This window comes from Pseudoalteromonas sp. BZB3 (assembly GCF_040104455.1).
Classification (GTDB): Bacteria; Pseudomonadota; Gammaproteobacteria; order Enterobacterales; family Alteromonadaceae; genus Pseudoalteromonas.
In genome coordinates this window covers 192,436-212,837 of sequence record NZ_JBECOS010000001.1, presented here as the reverse complement: position 1 = coordinate 212,837, position 20,402 = coordinate 192,436, and the positions used below count along the sequence as shown (strand labels likewise).

17 protein-coding genes are annotated in these 20,402 nt (G+C 38.0%); all 17 read left to right on the top strand.

What is annotated here, in order from left to right; translation table 11 throughout:
• Nucleotides 1–2: 2 nt before the first annotated feature.
• The 17 genes from ABMY35_RS00895 to ABMY35_RS00815 all read left to right on the top strand — a co-directional run bounded on the left by ABMY35_RS00895 (nt 3) and on the right by ABMY35_RS00815 (nt 20,243).
• Nucleotides 3–680: a GNAT family N-acetyltransferase gene (locus ABMY35_RS00895; protein WP_349284629.1), complete on the top strand. Its 678-nt coding sequence runs from the start codon at nt 3–5 to the stop codon at nt 678–680.
• Nucleotides 681–694: 14 nt separating this feature from the next.
• Nucleotides 695–1,825: a dTDP-4-amino-4,6-dideoxygalactose transaminase gene (rffA, locus tag ABMY35_RS00890; protein WP_349284628.1), complete on the top strand. Its 1,131-nt coding sequence runs from the start codon at nt 695–697 to the stop codon at nt 1,823–1,825.
• Nucleotides 1,826–1,840: 15 nt separating this feature from the next.
• Complete coding sequence (locus ABMY35_RS00885) at nt 1,841–3,049, top strand: hypothetical protein (RefSeq protein WP_349284627.1); 1,209 nt, start codon at nt 1,841–1,843, stop codon at nt 3,047–3,049.
• Nucleotides 3,033–4,304 (top strand): glycosyltransferase, encoded by a 1,272-nt coding sequence (locus ABMY35_RS00880; RefSeq protein WP_349284626.1) that lies wholly within the window; start codon nt 3,033–3,035, stop codon nt 4,302–4,304. Before ABMY35_RS00885 ends, ABMY35_RS00880 begins: the two co-directional genes overlap by 17 nt.
• 14 nt (nt 4,305–4,318) lie before the next feature.
• On the top strand, nt 4,319–5,407 hold the full coding sequence (locus ABMY35_RS00875) for a glycosyltransferase family 4 protein (RefSeq protein ID WP_349284625.1): 1,089 nt from the start codon (nt 4,319–4,321) through the stop codon (nt 5,405–5,407).
• A gap of 1 nt (nt 5,408) precedes the next feature.
• On the top strand, nt 5,409–6,506 hold the full coding sequence (locus tag ABMY35_RS00870; protein ID WP_349284624.1) for an EpsG family protein: 1,098 nt from the start codon (nt 5,409–5,411) through the stop codon (nt 6,504–6,506).
• A gap of 1 nt (nt 6,507) precedes the next feature.
• Nucleotides 6,508–7,428: a hypothetical protein gene (locus ABMY35_RS00865; protein WP_349284623.1), complete on the top strand. Its 921-nt coding sequence runs from the start codon at nt 6,508–6,510 to the stop codon at nt 7,426–7,428.
• The gene (locus ABMY35_RS00860; protein ID WP_349284622.1) at nt 7,415–8,803 is read left to right on the top strand and encodes a hypothetical protein; all 1,389 of its coding nucleotides are present in this window, start codon (nt 7,415–7,417) and stop codon (nt 8,801–8,803) included. Before ABMY35_RS00865 ends, ABMY35_RS00860 begins: the two co-directional genes overlap by 14 nt.
• On the top strand, nt 8,800–10,941 hold the full coding sequence (locus ABMY35_RS00855) for a bi-domain-containing oxidoreductase (protein WP_349284621.1): 2,142 nt from the start codon (nt 8,800–8,802) through the stop codon (nt 10,939–10,941). The genes ABMY35_RS00860 and ABMY35_RS00855 overlap by 4 nt, the downstream gene beginning before the upstream one ends.
• Nucleotides 10,938–12,752, top strand: coding sequence for a heparinase II/III-family protein (locus ABMY35_RS00850; RefSeq protein ID WP_349284620.1), 1,815 nt, complete (start codon nt 10,938–10,940; stop codon nt 12,750–12,752). Before ABMY35_RS00855 ends, ABMY35_RS00850 begins: the two co-directional genes overlap by 4 nt.
• A 1-nt stretch (nt 12,753) precedes the next feature.
• The gene (locus ABMY35_RS00845) at nt 12,754–13,968 is read left to right on the top strand and encodes a glycosyltransferase family 4 protein (protein WP_349284619.1); all 1,215 of its coding nucleotides are present in this window, start codon (nt 12,754–12,756) and stop codon (nt 13,966–13,968) included.
• Nucleotides 13,938–14,528: a sugar transferase gene (locus ABMY35_RS00840; RefSeq protein ID WP_349284618.1), complete on the top strand. Its 591-nt coding sequence runs from the start codon at nt 13,938–13,940 to the stop codon at nt 14,526–14,528. The genes ABMY35_RS00845 and ABMY35_RS00840 overlap by 31 nt, the downstream gene beginning before the upstream one ends.
• Nucleotides 14,525–15,484: a formyltransferase family protein gene (locus tag ABMY35_RS00835; protein ID WP_349284617.1), complete on the top strand. Its 960-nt coding sequence runs from the start codon at nt 14,525–14,527 to the stop codon at nt 15,482–15,484. Before ABMY35_RS00840 ends, ABMY35_RS00835 begins: the two co-directional genes overlap by 4 nt.
• A complete protein-coding gene (locus tag ABMY35_RS00830; protein WP_349284616.1) occupies nt 15,481–16,161 on the top strand; it encodes a PIG-L deacetylase family protein in 681 nt (226 codons plus the stop codon). Before ABMY35_RS00835 ends, ABMY35_RS00830 begins: the two co-directional genes overlap by 4 nt.
• A complete protein-coding gene (locus ABMY35_RS00825) occupies nt 16,154–16,783 on the top strand; it encodes an acetyltransferase (protein ID WP_349284615.1) in 630 nt (209 codons plus the stop codon). The genes ABMY35_RS00830 and ABMY35_RS00825 overlap by 8 nt, the downstream gene beginning before the upstream one ends.
• Before the next feature lie 37 nt (nt 16,784–16,820).
• Nucleotides 16,821–17,999 (top strand): DegT/DnrJ/EryC1/StrS aminotransferase family protein, encoded by a 1,179-nt coding sequence (locus ABMY35_RS00820; protein ID WP_349284614.1) that lies wholly within the window; start codon nt 16,821–16,823, stop codon nt 17,997–17,999.
• Nucleotides 18,000–18,284: 285 nt separating this feature from the next.
• Complete coding sequence (locus ABMY35_RS00815) at nt 18,285–20,243, top strand: nucleoside-diphosphate sugar epimerase/dehydratase (protein WP_349284613.1); 1,959 nt, start codon at nt 18,285–18,287, stop codon at nt 20,241–20,243.
• The last annotated feature ends 159 nt before the right edge of the window (nt 20,244–20,402 follow it).

Below are 20,402 nucleotides of genomic sequence, written 5' to 3'. Positions count from 1 at the left end.
CAATGGCACTAAAAAGGCTTGATTGGGATAGTACTTTTTTTGGTATAGATATTGCGACAATTGAAAATTTTGAGACGCTAACAGCAGAACAGCTGAAAAAGTTTGATTTAGTGACATTTAAAGTTATGACTTCAGACTTTGATATTGTATCCAAACTTCATGAATACAATTTTGTGCCTGTTGAAGGTGAGTTACTCTTTAGGAAAACAGTATCCGTTAAGTACGTTCCTCAAATAGATAATAATTTGGCTATTGCAACTGAAAATGAAATTGATGAGGTTGCAAATCTTGCAATGGAAAGTTATCAACACTCTCGATTTAAAAAGCCTTGGTTTTCTGAAGAACATAGAAATCAATTTTATGCAGAATGGGCTAAAAAAGCTGTATTAGGAACTTTTGATGATATTTGCATCATTTATAAAGCAGAAGAAGCTGTTACAGGGTTTATTACATTAAGAAAAATAAAGAATAAATTGGTGATTGGTTTAATTGCAGTAAGTGAAAACTATCGAGGGCAAGGCATTGCTGCTGCTCTGCTTGATAGAGCAAACAACTTTGCACTAGAAAATAACTGTGATGAAATTCAAGTTGCGACGCAATTAAGTAATATATCCGCTGCGAATTTATATATAAAAAATGACTACTTGTTGAGCGAAAGTAGCATTTGGTTTTATAAGTAGGAAAACTAGTTTAAATGATCCCTTTTAATAGACCTCCAGTTTTAGGAACTGAAATTAACTATATTCAAGACGCTATCTCCAAAGATAAATTGTGTGGTGATGGGCCATTCTCAAAAAGTTGTCAAACCTGGTTTGAGGAGCATTTTGATACACGTTTGGCATTACTTACGCCTTCTTGTACTGCAGCATTAGAGATGGCAGCGATTTTGCTCGATATTAAACCTGACGATGAAGTTATTATGCCATCTTATACATTTGTATCGACCTCAAACGCGTTTGTTCTGAGAGGAGCAAAAATAGTGTTTGCTGATATACGTCCAGATACTATGAATATCGATGAAACAAAAATTGAATCATTGATCACAGAGAAAACAAAAGCAATTGTACCCGTTCACTATGCTGGTGTGGCATGTGAAATGGACACAATTATGCAGATTGCTGCCAAACATGATTTATATGTAGTTGAGGATGCCGCTCAAGGGGTTATGTCAACCTATAAAGGTAAAGCTCTGGGAACTATCGGCCATATTGGGTGTTATAGTTTTCATGCGACTAAAAACTATACTTCCGGCGGTGAAGGTGGTTTGTTGCTTGTTAATGATGAAAAGTTTGCAAAACGTGCAGAAATTGTTAGAGAAAAAGGCACAGATCGGTCTTTATTCTTTAGAGGGATGGTTGATAAGTATTCTTGGGTGGATTTAGGTAGTAGTTTTCTTCCTTCGGAAATTCAGGCTGCTTATTTATGGGGACAGCTTGAAGGCGCTGAACAAATTAATACTCACCGTTTAACCTTGTGGTTAACATATTATGAGGGCCTAAAGGCTCTAGAAAGTAAAGGGTTATTGGAACTTCCAAAAGTACCTGAAGATTGCAAGCATAATGCGCACATGTTTTATATTAAGTGTCAAGATCTTGCTGAGAGGCAAGCCTTCATATCTTATATGAAAGAGCAACAGGTACAAACTGCGTTTCATTATGTTCCATTACACTCCTCATCAGCTGGTATCGATTTTGGGTTAATGGATGATGATACTTATACTACAATTGAAAGCGAACGAATTGTGCGCTTACCAATGTACTTTAGTTTAGAAAAAACAGAAGTAAACAGCATCTGCCAATCAATAATTTCATTTTTCTTAAAATAAAGTCAAGGTTGCAGGATGTCATATGCTATTACAGCAGTAACAGCACAGCTATTTATTTTGCTGCTTACATTAATTACAAATAAGGTTGCTGCTACAACGCTATCACTCAATGATTATGCTATTTATGGTCAGTTTGTGCTTATGTCTTCTTTGATAAGCTCATTTTGCACACCGGGGCTACAAAATAGCATTATGTCTACTGAGGTAAAAAAAGAGTCTGCCCTTAAAGTATATTTCATCTTAGCAACTATTATTTCCGCTCTTCTTTATTTTCTTATTAAAATTGGAAGCATAAAAAATTATTTTTTAATTGATGTTGAAAGTTATATATCGCCGTTGTTTATATTGTTAATACCGTTCTTGTATCAAGCTTTTGTATATAAACAGGCTAAAGTTGTTAATAGTGGTGTACGTAAAAACTTTATATTTTTTAATGTAGGTAATGCTTTTTTATGTAGTCTTGTTTTAGTATTGACGATGTATTTTGAAGCTTTCGTACTTACATTCTTATTTCTTTTACTTCGACCAGGCTTTTTAGGCTTATTGTCAATTTATGATTATCTAAAAAATATCTCATTTAATATTAACTTTAAATGTATTTTTGATTTTTCTCATGATAAAAAAAATATTCTTGGTTATTTGTGCTATGGGGTTGTTTCAACATCATCCTTTTACATATATTCGTCGATAGCAAGATTTACAATTTCTGAATCTTATGATTTAGAAACTGTTGGGTATTTTTATACTGCACAAAGAATTTTTGAGCTGTTACTTGGCTTTTCTCTTGCTTACTATTCTAACTATTATTTTAGAAAACTTTCAACTACAAATGATGTGAAACTACTCTGCCGGACTGTTTTTAGTACAAGCCTGTATAGTGCATTATTCTTTACCTTGATAGCCTTTATTATTTTGTTTTTTTCTAAAGACATTGTCTTACTGCTTTTCAGTGTTGAACAATTACCGGCAACAAAGTTTTTCGAACCTTTACTTGTTAATATGATTTTAGGTTCATTGGTATATTCAATAGGTTTTGCACTTGTCGCTAAGGCTAACAAGTTCACTATGACGATTCTTGAATTGTTATATTTATTTGCTTTTTGTATTTTTACTTTGCTATTTGATGCTGAATATGTTGTCTGGATTTTCCCGTTGATAATGCTAGTAAAATTAACATGTAATTACTTTATGTTTTACAGGGTGTTTTATGCAAGAAAGGTCTAATGTTTTATTTGTTTATACAGACTTTAATGTTGGTGGGATTCAGACTCAAATTCTAGAGATGTGCAAATATAATAATAGTCTAGGTTTCAATTGCAAAGTATTGTTGCTTACCCGATGCTTTGATGAAAACTTGCTCTGTGAATTAAGGAATAATGCAGAAGTTTTTTTTGTTGATGAGCTTTTTTCTAAAAGCAATATAAATAAAAAAATAGAAAAAGTGGGGGGGATATTTTTACCATTTTGTAAGTATGATCATAGTAAGCTCCTTAACTTGATGCAAGGGGTTACTTCATGTCATGTCTTAAATCTTTTTACTTATTATTATATTTCTTCACTACTGTGTCTAAATCTTGTTAAGCCAATTAGGTTAACCCTAGGCTTCTATCACGCAAATGAAGCAAAGTCTTTACCTGAAGATTCATCGTTTTATAATGAGATTTTAAACTCAGTTAATTGCTTAAATCAACATTCAATAATTGCTACCAGTAAAGTTACAGCTAAAAATGTAATGGCACTGTTTGATGGGTTAAATCATGGGTTAATAGAAGCAGCATTGGGCGTGCCAAGAAATAACTCTGTCTTATATAAAGAAAAAAACAATTTGTTGAGTGTTCTTTCTATTGGTCGATTAGTTCCTTTTAAGACATATAACAAGCATATACTTGAGGTGATGCTTGAACTGTCTAGAAAAGGCATATATTTCAATTATACAATAATAGGTGATGGACCAAATTTGGATGGCTTAAAACAATATGTAGCAGAAAATAATTTGGGAGATTATGTTTGTTTTATCAAACATATTAACTATTCAGAGTTAGATGAGCATATTGATAAAGCTGATGTGTTTGTTGGTAGTGGAACATCATTGACGTATGCAGCTGGACGTTCATGTATATGTATAATTGGCATTGAATCTAACTGCGACCCAGAAACATATGGGTTTTTGAGTAACACATCTGAAGAAAACTATCACGAATTAGGTTTGCATTATTCTAAGCGCACATTTGAATCATACATTTTGGAACTGATGGAGATGCCTCAAGATAGATATAACTTAATCAGAGAGGAAGAGTATAAAAGAAGTTATGATTTCTCAATTGATAATTTTATGGGTGTTTTCAATAGTGTCAACTTAAATTCGGATGTATATGGCGGTTATACATTTAAGCAGTTCGTGAAATTGCAATTGAAATTAATACGTTCTCTACTTATTGATAAATTCATTAATAAGAGAAAATTATCTAAAAACTATTAATGTAGTTTAAATTTATGAAAAAAATACTTTTTGTTATAGGTAGTTTACAGGCAGGCGGTGCTGAACGAGTTGCAACAAACCTTTGCTCTTACTGGGCAGAGCACGCCGATTTAGACGTTACTTTGGTTACAAGTAATGTTGCTGATAGTGATTTTTATAAGCTCTCGGATAAAGTTAAAAGATTGTCTATTGATTTCTCTTTTAATAATTCCAGCATTTTAAGTGTTGTAAAAGAGCAGTTTTCTAGGTTCTTTAAAATACATTCAGTTTTAAAACAGCAGGCGCCAGACATAATAGTTCTTTCGACAACGGAAATTAGTATTCGGTTTTTATTTAATCTTATTTTTTCAAGAAAGAAGATAATTGTATGTGAGCATAATAATTACTACGCTCTTTCCTCTACTTTTAAGCGCTTATGTAGAACCGTTCTGTATAAAAAAGCATCTCATGTGTTTGTTTTGACCGAAAGAGATCGAGTAACATATTTAGAAAAAAAGATTGTGGCTGATAATAAGATTGTTGTTATGCCAAATCCATTAGGTATAGAGTGTGAGTCACCTAATATTGATAAGCAGGAAAACCTATTGCTTGCTGTAGGAAGGTTGTGTGAGCAAAAATCCTTTGACAGACTAATAGAGGCTATGAGTGATATCAATCCCAATTTTATTTTGAAAATTTTAGGAGATGGGCCTGATAAGCAAGCATTACAGAAAAAAATAGATGATTTATCTTTAGGTTCTAGAGTTGAGCTTGTAGGGAAAGTAAAAGATATTTCAAAATACTACCAATCAGCAACGTTGCTTTTGATGACCTCAAAATTTGAGGGGCTTCCTATGGTTATTAATGAGGCTAATAATTTCGGTGTACCAGTTATCTCATTTGATTGCCCTACTGGGCCTGCAGAAATGATTGAAAATAATTCAAATGGGTTACTTGTCAAAAATGGCGATATAATTGGCTTTTCTGATACTGTAAATAATTTAATAAGTAAACCAGAAGCCCTAGCTTCTATGAGGAACGTTTCGATTAAAATGTCTAAGGAGTATTCTATTTCTGTAATCACTTCGAAGTGGTTAAAATTTTTTGATATAGAGCAAAGTTAGAATGTACTCCTTATACTTAACTAGTTTGTTAGTAACTTTTTTTTCTAGTGTTACATTAAATAGATCTTTTCAGTTTCTGTTGCTCATATTGGTAACGCTAGTTTCTATATCATTTTTTGGACTTAGGTGGCATAGTGGTGCAGACTACGCTGGATATTTAATGATATATGAATATATACCAACGCTAAGTTCATTCAGTCTCTCGGCGGTTAAAGATATTCACGGTGAGTTGGGCTTTTTATTTTTTTCTTCATTTGTAAAAAGCCTGGGTACGGCGGATTACTTTTACATGTTTATATTGAGTGTGATATCCATTTCATTGAAGTCACATTTCTTTTTTAAAGAGTCCCCCTTACCTGTACTTTCTTTCTCGATATACTTACTATTCCTTGGTATGACATTCGAGTTTGTTCAAATTCGATATGCACTTTCAATTACTTTCATTATGCTTTCAATATCTAGTCTTGTTAAAGGTGATAGGTATAAATCGTTTTTACTGTTTTGTCTAGGGGTCGCATTTCACTATTTTTCAGTGATCTTCGTAGTTATGTACTTTTATCGAAGGATTAAAGTAAGCCTTGTTGCTCTTTACTTTATGTCACTTTTTACTTTTCTTGTAATAAGCAACTTAGGTGGAGCATTATTTTTATTTGATTTAATTCCCAGTTTTGTGAGTGAGACAATTTTGGGTAGGCGAGTGATGGGGTATATTGATACTGACGAGCATTACTCACAAAGCGTTGCAATGACAAGCTTTTTATTCCTTAGAGTATTTCTTTTTGCGGGTATTATACTTTTTTTCCACAAAAGATTTAATTTAGAAAATGACAAGTTTCACGATTTTTTCCGTATATGTATGTTGTTTCTTTTCATATTTTCGTTTTTGTCATTTAACAGCATAATGTTCTCAAGAGCAGTTGCTCTTGTTGAAATTTTGAACTTTCTGCTAATTGCTTTTTGTATAGAAAAATCTAAAAAAGTAATTGATAGATTTTTAATTTTGTCTGTGTTTTTTGTGTTTTCATGCCTTTCTTTTTTAAAGGCTTTAGACTCTGAAAATATATATTCTTATCAAACTTGGTTAAGTATCGTATTTTAAAATGACTTTTGAAAAAATTATACTAACGGGAAACTTACCGCCACCAGTAGGTGGAGTAACAGTTTATATCAGGTACTTTATTCAGGCGTGTAATATGGCGATGATACCTGTTGATTTCTTTAAATTGATTGATACTTTATTGTTTCGCAATGTTAATAACATCTTGTATGTAAATAGCTCTAATTCCCTTAAGCGGTTTTTGTATGTGTGTGTTGGCAGACTTTTTTTTAAAAAAGTCTTTGTTGTGAAGCACGGAGGGTTATTTGATCTAAATAACGTTTTAGTTAAAAGTTCTTTGCGATTATGTCATGGTGTTTTATGTTTAAATAACCTTGTTCAAGAACAGTTAAATAGCATTGGAAAGGTTAACTTCCTTCATACAACTGTTTTTTCAGAGAATTCTCGGTTTGTACAAAACGAATTAATAGAAAAGTCTCTTGATACAGATAAATGTACAAATTTATTGTTATATATAAATCACTCAAACGTATTGTTTGGTGAGGAAGTTTATGGTGCAACCTTTATATCTAGTGTTATAGATGAAATCGACTTTAATTATAAGCTTACAGTCGTGGACCTTTCTGGTGACTATGAGTCGATATTTAAGCGTTATGATAATGTTCTTTACCTTTCTCAAAATGTAGACTTTAAAAAGCTGTTATCTGAGTCTGATATATATTTGAGGCCTACATCAACTGACGGTATGTCAGTAGCAGTTCTTGAAGCTGGGATTAATCGTGTTAAAGTTTTAGCAAGTGATGTCGTTGATAGACCGAGCTTTGTTAAAACTTATAAATTTAAATCTGAAGTTGACTTTATCAATAAATTAAAGTGCTTAGCGAATGATGACTCTTTACCGGCCGAACCAAAATTGACAAGTATCGAAGATATTTTGAGGTTTATAAATAATGAGTGTAATTGATAAATTTTATGCATTGTCCCCAAGGCCTATTCAGAACTTGATGTGCTCAATATATGGTTATCTTGAAAATAAAAAAAGGTTTAATGGACATTTTTATGATTCGCTAAATCTTCTCCTTGAAAGTCAATTTTTCGAAAGTGATAAAATAGACTTATTAAAGAAGTCAAAATTGTCTAGTGCACTAATTTTGGCGAAGGGCTCGGGGCTTTACCCTAGCCTACGTGAATACAATGATGCGGATATATACGAAAATCCATTTACTATTTTGAGTAAAATGCCAGTTCTTTCGAAAAACGATCTTCGAGAACTGGATTTGGCTTCTTTACCTAACACTCCTCACACTTATCTACAGACTAGTGGTACGACTGGGAAGTCGCTTAGTGTGCCAAGGGATCTCAAAATGACAGCCTTTCAGTGGGCTATTTGGTTCAGGCATCGTAGTCGATTTGGGATAAAGCAAGGTGATCTCAGTCTGAATTTTACAGGCAAACCAATTGCACCTTTAAATAGCGGAAGCAAAAAGGTTTGGCGTTATAACTATTTTCAGAAACAATTTTTGCTTGGAATGCAGTCGATTAACCGTGATACCATTGCTGAAATTGTTCAATTCATAAACAGTAAAAGGTTTGTTTTTTTCAGTGGTTATCCGAGTATTATATACCAGTTAGCCTCGCTAGCCTTGGAGCAAGGGTTAGAGTTAAAGTCGTCTAGTAAGCCCAAAGTGATTTTTTTTGGTGCTGAAAATGTTCTTCAATATCAAAAAGATACAATTCAACTTTGGTTGGGGAATGATACCGTTTTGACCGATCAGTATGGACTGACGGAGGGCAATTGTAACTTTTCTAAATGTGAGCATGGTAATTATCATGAAGACTTTGAGTTTTCTCATATAGAATTGCATGAACCTGTGGTCAATGAAGATGGCTCAAGAACCGGCTTTTTGATAGGTACTTCTCTTGAGAATCATTATTTCCCACTTATTAAATACCACACAGGTGATATGGCCACGTTTGCACCAGAAGAGTACCAATGTCCATGTGGACGAAAAAGCCGCGTTGTTTTTGATGTTCAAGGGAGGGTTGATGATTATGCCGAAACCCATGATGGCAGAAAAATTATGCGATTTGATTACTTGTTTAAGGACACGTTTGAAGTACTAGAAGCCCAAGTTATTCAAGAAAAGATTGGTGAAGTGATTGTTTGCGCTGTACCATCCCAAAAATTTGAACAACTGACATTTGAGCAAAAAGTTTCAAATGCAGTAGATAAATATATAGACACTAGTATGAAAGTAGAATTCCAGTACGTTGATCATATTCCCAAAGGGAAAAATGGAAAATTTAAGGCAGTTCTTAACAGGAGAAATGATAGTTGAAACAGGTCCTTCAAGATATGGCTAAAGGAGGCTCAGCCATTGTCGAAGCTCCTTCGCCTCAAGCAACAAAAAATCATGTATTAATCAATACAACTACAACGCTTATTTCTGCTGGTACTGAGCGTATGTTAGTCGACTTTGGTAAAGCTAACCTCATTGACAAGGCTAGGGCGCAGCCAGATAAAGTAAAAATGGTCTTAGAAAAGGTGCAAACAGATGGGTTGATGACTACTGTTGAAGCTGTTAGGTCTAAACTAGCACAACCGTTGCCGCTTGGATATTGTAATGTTGGTGTTGTAGAGTCTGTTGGTAATGGTGCCGAACAGTTTAAGGCTGGTGATCGGGTCGTTTCTAATGGGCCTCACGCAGATGTAGTCAGAGTATCTAAGAATCTTGTTGCTAAGATTCCTCACAATGTGTCCGATGAAGAGGCTGCTTTTACTGTCGTCGCAAGTATTGGCTTGCAAGGCATTCGGCTAGCACAGCCAACAATGGGAGAGTGTTTTGTTGTTACAGGAGTAGGCCTGATTGGTTTACTAACTGTTCAGATGTTAAAAGCGCAAGGCTGCCGAGTACTGGCGATAGATTTTGATGATAGTAAGCTGGCACTGGCAAAGCAATTTGGTGCGGAAGTATGTAACCCTGGTAAAGGAGAAGACCCGGTTGCTGTTGGTTTAGCGTTTAGTCGCGGAGTTGGTGTTGATGGCGTTATCATCACAGCATCGACAAAGTCCAATGATCCCGTAACTCAGGCTGCGCGAATGAGTCGTAAAAGAGGACGAATCATTCTTGTTGGTGTGACTGGGTTAGAATTGAGCCGTGCAGACTTTTATGAAAAAGAGCTGACCTTTCAGGTATCTTGTTCATATGGTCCAGGTCGCTATGATCCTGACTACGAAGAAAAAGGCAATGACTATCCATTGGCGTTTGTCCGCTGGACTGAGCAGCGCAACTTCGAAGCGATTCTGGATATGATGTCTAGTGGTCAGTTGGATGTGATGCCATTAGTAAGTCACCGTTTCAAATTTGAAGCGGCCAGTGATGCCTATGATCTCCTCACGTCGGACAAAAGCGTGTTAGGGATCTTACTCCAATTTGAATCAGCGCCTCAAAGTAGGCATGAAAAAACAGTTCAGCTTAGTACTGTTGCTAATTATAATGCAGATGAACCGGTTGTAGCATTCGTTGGGGCTGGAAATTATGCCTCACGTATGCTGATCCCTGCATTTAAAAAAGCAGGAGCTCAATTTCATAGTATCGCAACATCAGGTGGCGTAAATGGCGTCATTCATGGTGAAAAAGCGGGCTTTTCTGAGGCGACAACAGATACTTTGAACATGATCACAAGTGGCGATAATAATACTGTTGCAATTGTTACCCGTCATAATAGTCATGCATACTTTGTTAAGGAAGCTTTGAGAGCAGGAAAGAATGTTTTTGTAGAAAAACCGCTTGCGATTACACAAGAAGAATTAAATGAAGTAATAGCTGCCTATGATGAAGCGTGTAAGGCGAATGTAGCACCGAAACTAATGGTTGGCTTTAATCGTCGGTTTTCTCCTCAAGTACAAAAGATGAAGCAGCTTTTGGCACCAATAAAAGAACCGAAATCCTTCATTATGACCATGAATGCTGGTGATATTCCGGCAGATCATTGGACTCAGGATCCAAATGTAGGTGGAGGTCGAATTATAGGTGAAGCATGCCACTTTATTGACTTAATGCGTTATCTGGCTGGCAGCGAAATAGTATCGGTACAGGCCCGTAGAATGGGCGACACAGATGCAGTAGAGGTGACAGAGGATAAAGCGGCGATCATTTTGGGCTTCGCGGATGGTTCATTTGGTACAATTCACTACTTGGCAAATGGTGCTGCAAATTTCCCGAAAGAACGAGTTGAAGTGTTTGCAGCTGGCGGCACGTTGCAACTAGATAATTTTATCAAGCTGAAAGGTTTTGGTTGGAAGGGCTTCAAGAAGCTTAATTTGTGGAAGCAGGATAAAGGGCAATCTGCGTGTTCGGAAGCTTTCATTGAATCTATTAAGCAAGGAAAGAGCTCACCGATCCCAGATAAAGAGTTATTTGAAGTTGCTAAAGTTACGATTCAAGTTGCAGAGCAATTACGAAATCAAGCATGAGTATTCTAAAAGTCAAAACTGCATTGGCGCTAGGTGTTAGTAACCTAGCCCGTGTTGTTATGTACCAGTTAGGGGTTAAACTGGGCCTTAACCCAGTGAAAAAAATTACCGGTGAACTGAAGTCTGGAATTTTTTTTATTGACGGTGGGAGGCCTCGGCCCAATTTTCCTGAGAACTCACATTGGCTTAATAACCACTGCTATTTTGGTATTGCTTCAGACAGTGCTGGAATACCTAATTGGCATGAGAGTTGCCTTACTCGTTCTATAGCTCCATCAGATAAACCTTGGTTTAGTATTGGCGATTTTAATAATGAACTTGGTGACATAAAAGGTGTATGGGAAGCGTCTCGTTTTGACTGGGTAGTTAGCCTTGCACAAAGTGCTAAACGCGGTGATGATAGTGCGTTAGCTCAGCTTAACCTTTGGTTGAACAACTGGATCGAACATAATCCCACGTTTATGGGGGTGAATTGGAAATGTGGACAGGAAGCGTCTATTCGCGTTATGCATTTAGCGCTTGCATCGCTACTGCTGGAACAAACTGATAAAGCACAGCCTGCGCTTTTAAGTTTTGTTCGTACACACTTAAAGCGTATTTCGCCAACCATCATGTATGCTGTGGCCCAGGACAATAACCATGGAACATCTGAAGCAGCTGCATTATACATAGGTGGTTCATGGCTGGCTCTGAACGGCGATTCTAGTGGATTAAAGTGGCAGAGGCAGGGTGCTAAGTGGTTAGAAAATAGAGCCAAGCGCCTTATCGAGCGCGACGGCAGCTTTAGTCAATATTCGGTCACTTATCATCGGGTAATGCTCGATACCTATAGCTTAGTAGAGCTCTGGAGAAGAAGGTTGAAGCTCTGTGGTTTTTCCTCTGCGCTCTATGAGAAACTACAAGCCGCAAGTTTATGGCTTTACTACTTTACTAGCAATAACTCAGGAGATGCCCCTAATCTTGGCGCTAATGATGGTGCCCGCTTCATTCCTCTGACTAGTACTGACTACCGTGACTTTAGACCTAGTGTGCAACTCGCTAATGTGCTTTTTAATAATGCCGTCGCCTTTCGTGGAAATGGGCTTTTTAATGCGCCATTACAGTGGCTGAACATAGAGTTGCCAGATGAACAACTCGAGAGAAAAACGCCAACTGATTTTACAGAGGGTGGGTATTGTTTTCTAACAACGGAACGGATGGAAGTATTCTTTAATTACCCTCGTTTTAAGTTCAGGCCTAGTCAGTGTGATGCTTTACATGTAGATATTTGGCTTGATGGGGTCAACCTTATTAGAGATGGTGGCACGTATAGTTATAACGCCGGACAATCATTTATCGATTATTATGGAGGTACTGAAAGTCACTCAACGGTATCTTTTGATGATCACGACCAAATGCCTCGATTAAGCCGGTTTTTATTGGGAAATTGGTTGAAAACGATCAATAAACAAGCGTTGCAAGTGTCAAAAATACGGCAGAGTGTGTCAGCAGGATATCGAGATGAACATCAGTGCATGCATACTCGGAGTATTGAGTTAGAAGACTCTAAGCTCGTCATTAAAGATACGATCTCTGGATTTAAGAAACGTGCGATCTCGAGACTTCGGCTAGCGCCTGTCGATTGGCAAAAAAATGGTAATGATTTAGTAAGTGATTTGTGCACTATTAAGGTTAGCGCCGATGTTAAAGTTACAAGATTTGAATTAGTTAACGGAAAAGAATCTCGATATTATTATCAAGAGTCAAACATTCCTGTGTTAGAGCTTGAAGTTCATGAAGCAGGTGTAATAACAATGGAAATACATTATTAATATGAAGGTTTTATATTTTCACCAACATTTTTCTACTCCTAAAGGTGCAACAGGTATACGATCGTACGAAATGGCTAAGCGCTTGGTCGAGTACGGTCACCAAGTCACCATGGTATGTGGCAGTTATGGGGGGGGCGAAACAGGTTTAGTAGGTCCATTTCGTGCTGGCCGACGGGAAGGGAAAGTTGACGGTATTGATATTGTTGAATTTGATCTGGCATACTCAAATAGTGATGGCTTTATTAAGAGAACGGGTACATTTTTAGCTTTTGCACTTAAAAGTATCGGTATTGCCTTAACCCACAAATACGACGTTGTATTTGCAACGACTACACCACTTACGGCAGGTATTCCCGGTATTTTTGCACGCTGGCTTCGTAGAAAAACATTTGTTTTTGAAGTGAGAGATTTGTGGCCTGAAATACCTAAAGAAATGGGAGTCATTAAAAATCCTGTTGTACTGAAGGCGATGTCTGTACTTGAGTGGTGCTCATACCGTTCGGCAAATAGGGCAATTGGACTATCGCCAGGGATAGTTGATGGAATTGTGAAACAAGGGGTCCCTGCATCTAAAGTTACACTTGTTCCAAATGGATGTGACTTGGGTATTTTCTCTACTGATGTTCAACCTTGGCGGCCTGAAGGAGTCAGCGATACTGATTTGATGGCAGTGTTTACAGGGACACATGGTGTGGCAAATGGCCTAGATGCGGCGATCGATGCTGCTGGAGAGTTGAAAAAGCGAAACCGCAGAGATATTAAGCTTGTTTTAGTTGGTCAAGGAAAGCTAAAAGCAGTGTTACAAGAAAGAGTTGAACGTGAGAACTTAGATAACGTTATCTTTCATCCACCTGTAAACAAAGCTAAATTAGCGGGCTTAATGAGCTCTGCAGACATTGGCATGCAGCTTTTAGCAAACGTACCAGCTTTTTATTATGGTACATCACCTAACAAATTCTTTGATTATATTTCTGCAGGATTACCTGTTTTGAATAATTATCCGGGTTGGTTAGCTGATATGATCACCTCTGAAAAGTGCGGATATACTATAGCCCCCAATGATATAAGCGCGTTTGCTGATGCATTGGAACATGCGGCAGATAACAAAGCGGAATTACCTGAAATGGGCCAGAATGCTTTGTCGTTGGCCAGAAGGGAATTTGATCGCAACAATCTTGCTGATAAATGGATGAACTGGGTAGTGGAGGAGAAGTAGTGAAAAGGTTGTTTGATTTCTTGATCTGTGGGGTCGTGTTAGTTTTATTGTCACCTTTACTGATCTTATCCGTCATCATGATAAAGTGTACTAGTAAAGGACCAATCTTTTTTCTTCAAGAAAGGCTCGGTAAGGATGGAATACGATTCCAAGTATACAAATTTAGAACAATGACCGACACGGTTAGAAAATTTGATGTGCAAGTGGACAACTCAAATACCGAAGTCACATTTTTCGGAAAGTTTGCTAGACGTTTAAAGATTGACGAGCTTCCTCAGCTATTGAACGTTCTAAAGGGAGATATGTCTATTGTTGGTCCTAGACCCTGTTTACCTTCTTTGCAAAGTGATTTTAATGACGATGGGCTTGCTCGCTTACGGGTAAGGCCTGGCTTGACAGGTTTAGCCCAAGTTAACGGAAATATCTACCTTTCATGGGAAGAGCGCTGGAAGTTAGATAGAGAGTATGTTGAAAATCAATCTCTGTTACTTGACGTTAAAATTGTTTTAAGAACAATTCTGGTGGTTTTTTTAGGCGAAAAATGGGGTAAAAAAGCATGAGAGTTGTCTTTATAGGTGGTGTTAACTCAAGCGCGGTTACTTTGTCTAAACTTATTGAGCACGATGTAGATGTTGCAAGGGTTTACGGCTATGAACCAAAAAATACTGAACTGGTCAGCGGTTATCATAACTTTTCAGCGTTATGTTCTGACAATGCTATAAGCTACACGCCTTTTCAAAAAATCAATGACCATATAGACGAAATAGAGAGTCTAGAGTTTGACGTATTATTTGTCGTAGGAATTTCTCAATTGGTATCAGAGCGGATTATAGAGTCTGCTAGTGCAGGTGCAATAGGATTTCATCCTACTCAGTTACCGAAGGGTCGAGGTCGCGCGCCCATTGCTTGGTTGGTGGACGAGGTGCAAGATGGTGCAGCGACATTTTTTGTCTTAGAAAAAGAAGCGGATGCAGGAGCTATTTTTGAGCAAGAGTGCTTTGAGGTAGTAGAAGGTGATACAGCGCTTTCTGTCGAAGATAAATTGTTAGATGCTATGGCGGTTGCATTAGATCGCCTGCTGCCTAAGATTAAACGCGGCGAATGGAGCCCTGTGCCGCAAGATGAAGCATTAGCTACAGAATACGCAATAAGAAAGCCGGATGATGGTATGATTTCATGGTCATTACCAGCACATAAAATCGACAGATTAATCAAAGCTGCTTCTGAACCACATCCTGGAGCGTTTACTTTCCATGAAGAAACCAAAGTCAAAATACTCGCTTCAAGAATTGAAAATATGTTGAAAATAACTGGTGTACAAGGCCGAGTATTAAAAGTTAATAAACATGAAGCATTGATACAAACCGGATCCGGGCTAATTTGGATTACACCAGAGCATCAATATATTAAGCAACTTAAAGTTGGCCATCTTCTTGGTTATCGCGTTGAATTGGAAATCTTTAAATTAAAAATGGAATTACAGAAGTTGACGTCAAAGTTGGGAGAAAAAGAATGAAAAGTGTGTTGGTTGTAGCTCCTCATGCGGATGATGAGATACTTGGATGTGGCGGGGTCATTGCGAAGCACTTGGAAGCTGGGGACAAGGTTTATATTGCTGTAATGACAAATGCGGCCGTTGGAGCTCCTGAACTTTTTAGTCCAGAGTCAATAGAAAATATTAGGGCCGAGGCTAAGCGCTCTCATGATCTGTTGGGCGTAACAGATACGATTTATTATGATTTTCCAGCACCTCAGCTGGAGCAGTACCCACAATATAAAATAGCATCCGCTCTAAATAAACTGATTAGAGAGAAGCAAATTGATACTTTATTCATCCCTCATAAAGGAGATCTTCATCTTGATCACGGAGTTATATATAATGCTTGTCTCGTTGCAGCACGGCCTGTACCAGGACAGTGTGTAAAGCACATATACGCTTATGAGACTCTATCCGAAACTGAGTGGGGGCACCCTACAGCAGAGGCTGTTTTTGTTCCCAGAAAATACATCGCACTTAGCGAGTATCAGTTTGAGCAAAAATTGGCAGCAATGAGTTGTTTCGAGAGTCAGCTTAAAGATTTTCCCAATACTCGCTCTTTAGAAGCTATTCGGAATTTAGCCGGGCTTCGTGGTGCGACTGTGGGGGTAAATTATGCGGAAGCATTTGACATTATAAGAAGTATTGATGGCTAAGAGGCTTGCTATTTTGGGGGCCAGTGGTCATGGCAAAGTCGTTGCTGATTTAGCAGGGCAGTTAGGCTACGAAGTTACTTTCTACGATGATGCTTACCCATTAAAAAAGAGCATTGAGCACTGGACAGTTGCAGGTACTTTTTCTGACTTGTTATCACGTGAGCACAAAAACCTTGAGGTTGTGGTTGCGATAGGTAATAACAAGATACGAAAAGAAAAGAGTGTTGCACTTTGGCGACATAACTTTTCTCTAGCAACACTGATACACCCATGTGCTTCAGTTAGCAAATTTGCAAATGTTGAAGCTGGAACTGTCGTGTTTGCGGGGGCTGTAATTAATGCTTTTGCAACAATTGGTGAAGGTTGCATTATTAATAGTGCCGCAGTAATTGAACACGACACTGTAGTTGGTAATTATTCACATATATGCCCAAATACAGCATTAGCCGGGAATGTAAATATTGGTGAGTGCTGTTGGGTTGGTATCGGTAGCCAAGTTATTCAATTAATCTCAGTTGGTGATAACACCTTAATTGGTGCTGGTAGTACTGTTGTAAAGAACTTACCTGAAAATGTTACTGCGATTGGATCACCAGCGGTTGTAGTTAAAAGTGAAAGCTAATTATTAGCGAATCACCTCATAATGGATTTAGTTTGAAATGTTAAACACTCTTTTTTCACCATGGCCTAGTTTTACTCAGCAAGAAGCTGATGCTGTAAGTCGTGTTGTATTATCAAATAAAGTAAATTATTGGACTGGCACAGAAGGGCGCGAATTTGAAAAAGAATTTGCCGCTTGGGCTGATACTGAATATGCAGTGGCTTTAGGTAACGGTACACTTGCACTTGATATTGCATTAAAAGCTTTAGATGTAGGTAAGGGTGATGAAGTAATTACTACACCACGTACTTTCTTGGCTTCAGCGAGTAGTATTGTAACAGCGGGGGCGTCGCCAGTTTTTGCCGATGTTGACTTAAATAGTCAAGCCATTACTGCTGAGTCAATTGAAGCAGTTCTCACCCCCAATACAAAGGCTGTAATTGTAGTGCATTTAGCAGGTATGCCCGCTGAAATGGATGACATTATGGCGCTTAGTGCAAAACATGGCTTTTATGTAATTGAGGACTGTGCGCAAGCTCATGGTGCTAGATATAAAGGCAAATCAGTTGGCTCTATTGGTCATATTGGAGCCTGGAGTTTTTGTCAAGATAAAATTATGACTACAGGAGGTGAGGGCGGCATGGTGACTACTAATTCAAAAGAGTTGTGGTCAAAAATGTGGAGCTATAAAGATCACGGCAAGAGCTTTGATGCGATTTATAATCGTGAGCATCCGCCAGGCTTTAGGTGGCTGCATGAAAGCTTTGGTACAAACTGGCGCATGACTGAGATGCAGGCTGTAATTGGTCGTATTCAATTAACTCGCATGAATGATTGGACTGCCAAGCGACAGGCTTATGGTTATGAACTAGATAAAGCTGCAAGTGAGTTTGATTGTATTCGCTTAGTTGAAGTGCCAGATTATATAGAGCATGCTGAGTACAAACATTACATGTTTGTTAAACCTGAATTGTTAGCTGACGGCTGGGACCGAGATAGAATTGTAAATGAAATTGTTGAACGCGGTGTGCCGAGCTTTCAAGGAAGTTGTTCAGAAGTGTATTTGGAGAAAGCTTTTGATAATACACCTTGGCGACCTGCCGAGCGATTAAAGAATGCTGTAGAGCTTGGTGAAACGTCACTAATGTTCTTAGTTCACCCTACTCTGACTGAGGCTGAGATTGCAAAAACCACTAAAGTCATGAAAGAGGTTTTTGAGTTGGCGCAGAAAGGCTGAAATTGAGCTATAAGCTATAAGCTATAAGTTGCGAGTTAGCGAGATTAAAGTTAGCGAGTACTGAACAAGCAGCGCGGTGTGATGTAGTAATTGCACCGTACTTTTGTTATTTTTTTGTTAGGTCGAAGCGCGACCTACAGGCTATAACTTTTGATTGGTAAAAATACTGAAAGCTGTTTATTTAATAATACTGAAATGACAGTTGTTGATTTTTTGTGTATATTTGTATTCTATGACTAGATAGTTAGCCTATTAGATTGAAGTTTTTCAGTTCAAGGATTTACAGTGGATAGTTGGTTCCAATCTCTTCTTAATTCATCGCGTTCAAAAAAGCGTCTTCTCACACTATTAATTGATTCAACTTTTATCTTTAGTGCTTTTTGGTTGGCATTAATAGTAAGGCTAGATAGCATATCGCCTTTTTTTGAATTAAATAACTGGTTTATTCTTTCTTTAGTACTGCCGGTTAGTTTATTTGTGTTTATCAACTTAGGGCTATATAGGGCTGTTCTTAGGTATGTTGGTGCTCATGCCATAGGCGCAATTTTAATTGGTACAGTCGTTAGTACTGTGGTTCTGGTTATGGCCTCCTTTTTTACTCAAGTATCAATACCTCGAACTATGCCAATTATTTATGCTTGGCTTCTAATTCTCTCCGTAGGCGGTTCAAGAATTATGGTTCGTGCTATGGTTGGCCGTTTAGCAACAATTAATAAAACACCCGTTGTTATTTATGGGGCAGGCTCGGCTGGACGTCAATTAGCACCTGCAATCGGTGCTGGCGATGAGTATTATGTTAGCGCATTCATAGACGATGATAAGTCTAAACAAGGTGCCATTTTACAAGGCATTCCAGTGATTGCTTTTAGTGGCATTTTTAGCCTAATTGAACGAAAAAAAGTTAAAAAAATATTAATGGCCATGCCAAGTGAAAATAGAGCGCGTCGTAAAGAAATCCTTTCTCAACTTGAAAATTTACCAGTAGAAGTCATGACTATTCCCGGTATGGTCGACATTGTTGAGGGCCGCGCGACACTAGAAGAAATAAAAGACGTCGAAATTGAAGATTTATTAGGTCGTGACCCTGTAACGCCGAAACAAGATTTATTGAATGCCAATATAAAAGGCAAGTCAGTTATGGTTACTGGTGCTGGTGGTTCAATCGGCTCGGAGCTTTGCCGTCAGATTATTAAACAGTCGCCTACTAAACTCGTATTATTTGAGTTAACTGAGTTTGCTCTTTATTCAATTGAAAAAGAATTGAACGAGACAATTAAAGCGCAAGGTTTAAATATAGAATTGATTCCTATAATGGGCTCGGTACAGCATATAAACCGTTTAGAAACCTGTATGATCGCTTTTGGTGTGCAAACGGTTTATCACGCAGCAGCATATAAGCATGTGCCATTAGTTGAGCATAATGTGGTTGAAGGTGTGCGAAATAATGTGTTTGGTACTTACTATGCTGCTAAAGCTGCAATTAATGCCAAGGTCGAAACTTTTGTATTGGTGAGCACCGACAAAGCAGTGCGCCCTACCAATGTGATGGGCACAACTAAGCGTATGGCTGAGCTGTGCTTACAAGGCCTTGCTCAAAATAAAGAAAAAGGCATACACAAAACCCGCTTCTGTATGGTTCGTTTTGGTAATGTGTTAGGGTCATCTGGTTCTGTAGTGCCTTTATTTAGAAGGCAAATTAAAGAAGGCGGGCCAATTACGCTTACTCACCCAGACATTACACGTTTCTTCATGACTATTCCTGAAGCCGCCCAGTTGGTTATTCAAGCGGGCGCTATGGGAAAAGGCGGTGATGTATTTGTGCTAGATATGGGCGAGTCAGTCAAAATTAAAGATTTAGCCACTAAAATGGTGCATTTATCTGGCCTAGAAGTTAAGAGTGAGTCTAACCCGCATGGCGATATTGAAATTAAATGCACAGGCCTCCGACCAGGCGAAAAGCTCTATGAGGAGTTACTTATTGGTGATAACGTCGAAAACACAACCCATGAGCGTATCATGACAGCTAAAGAAGTTATGCTCCCGCTTGCTGAGTTGAATGTATTTTTAGAGGCGCTAGATATTGCTTGCCATAATTTTGAACATGAAAGAATTCGCCAGCTATTGTTAGACGCACCTACAGGCTTCAATCCTACAGATGGAATCTGTGATTTAGTTTGGAATGCAAAAGCTACAAGTGTTGAGCAAGAAATTGCTGACGATAGGAAGGTTGTTAGTTTTAAGTAATTAGTTAGCTAGATACAAGTTGGCGAGTTGGCTAGATATAAGTTAGCGAGTTAGCTAGATACAAGCTGGCGAGTTAGGTAGTTACAAGTTGGCGAGTTAGGTAGTTACAAGTTGGCGAGTTAGGTAGTTACAAGTTGGCGAGTTGGCTAGATACAAGTT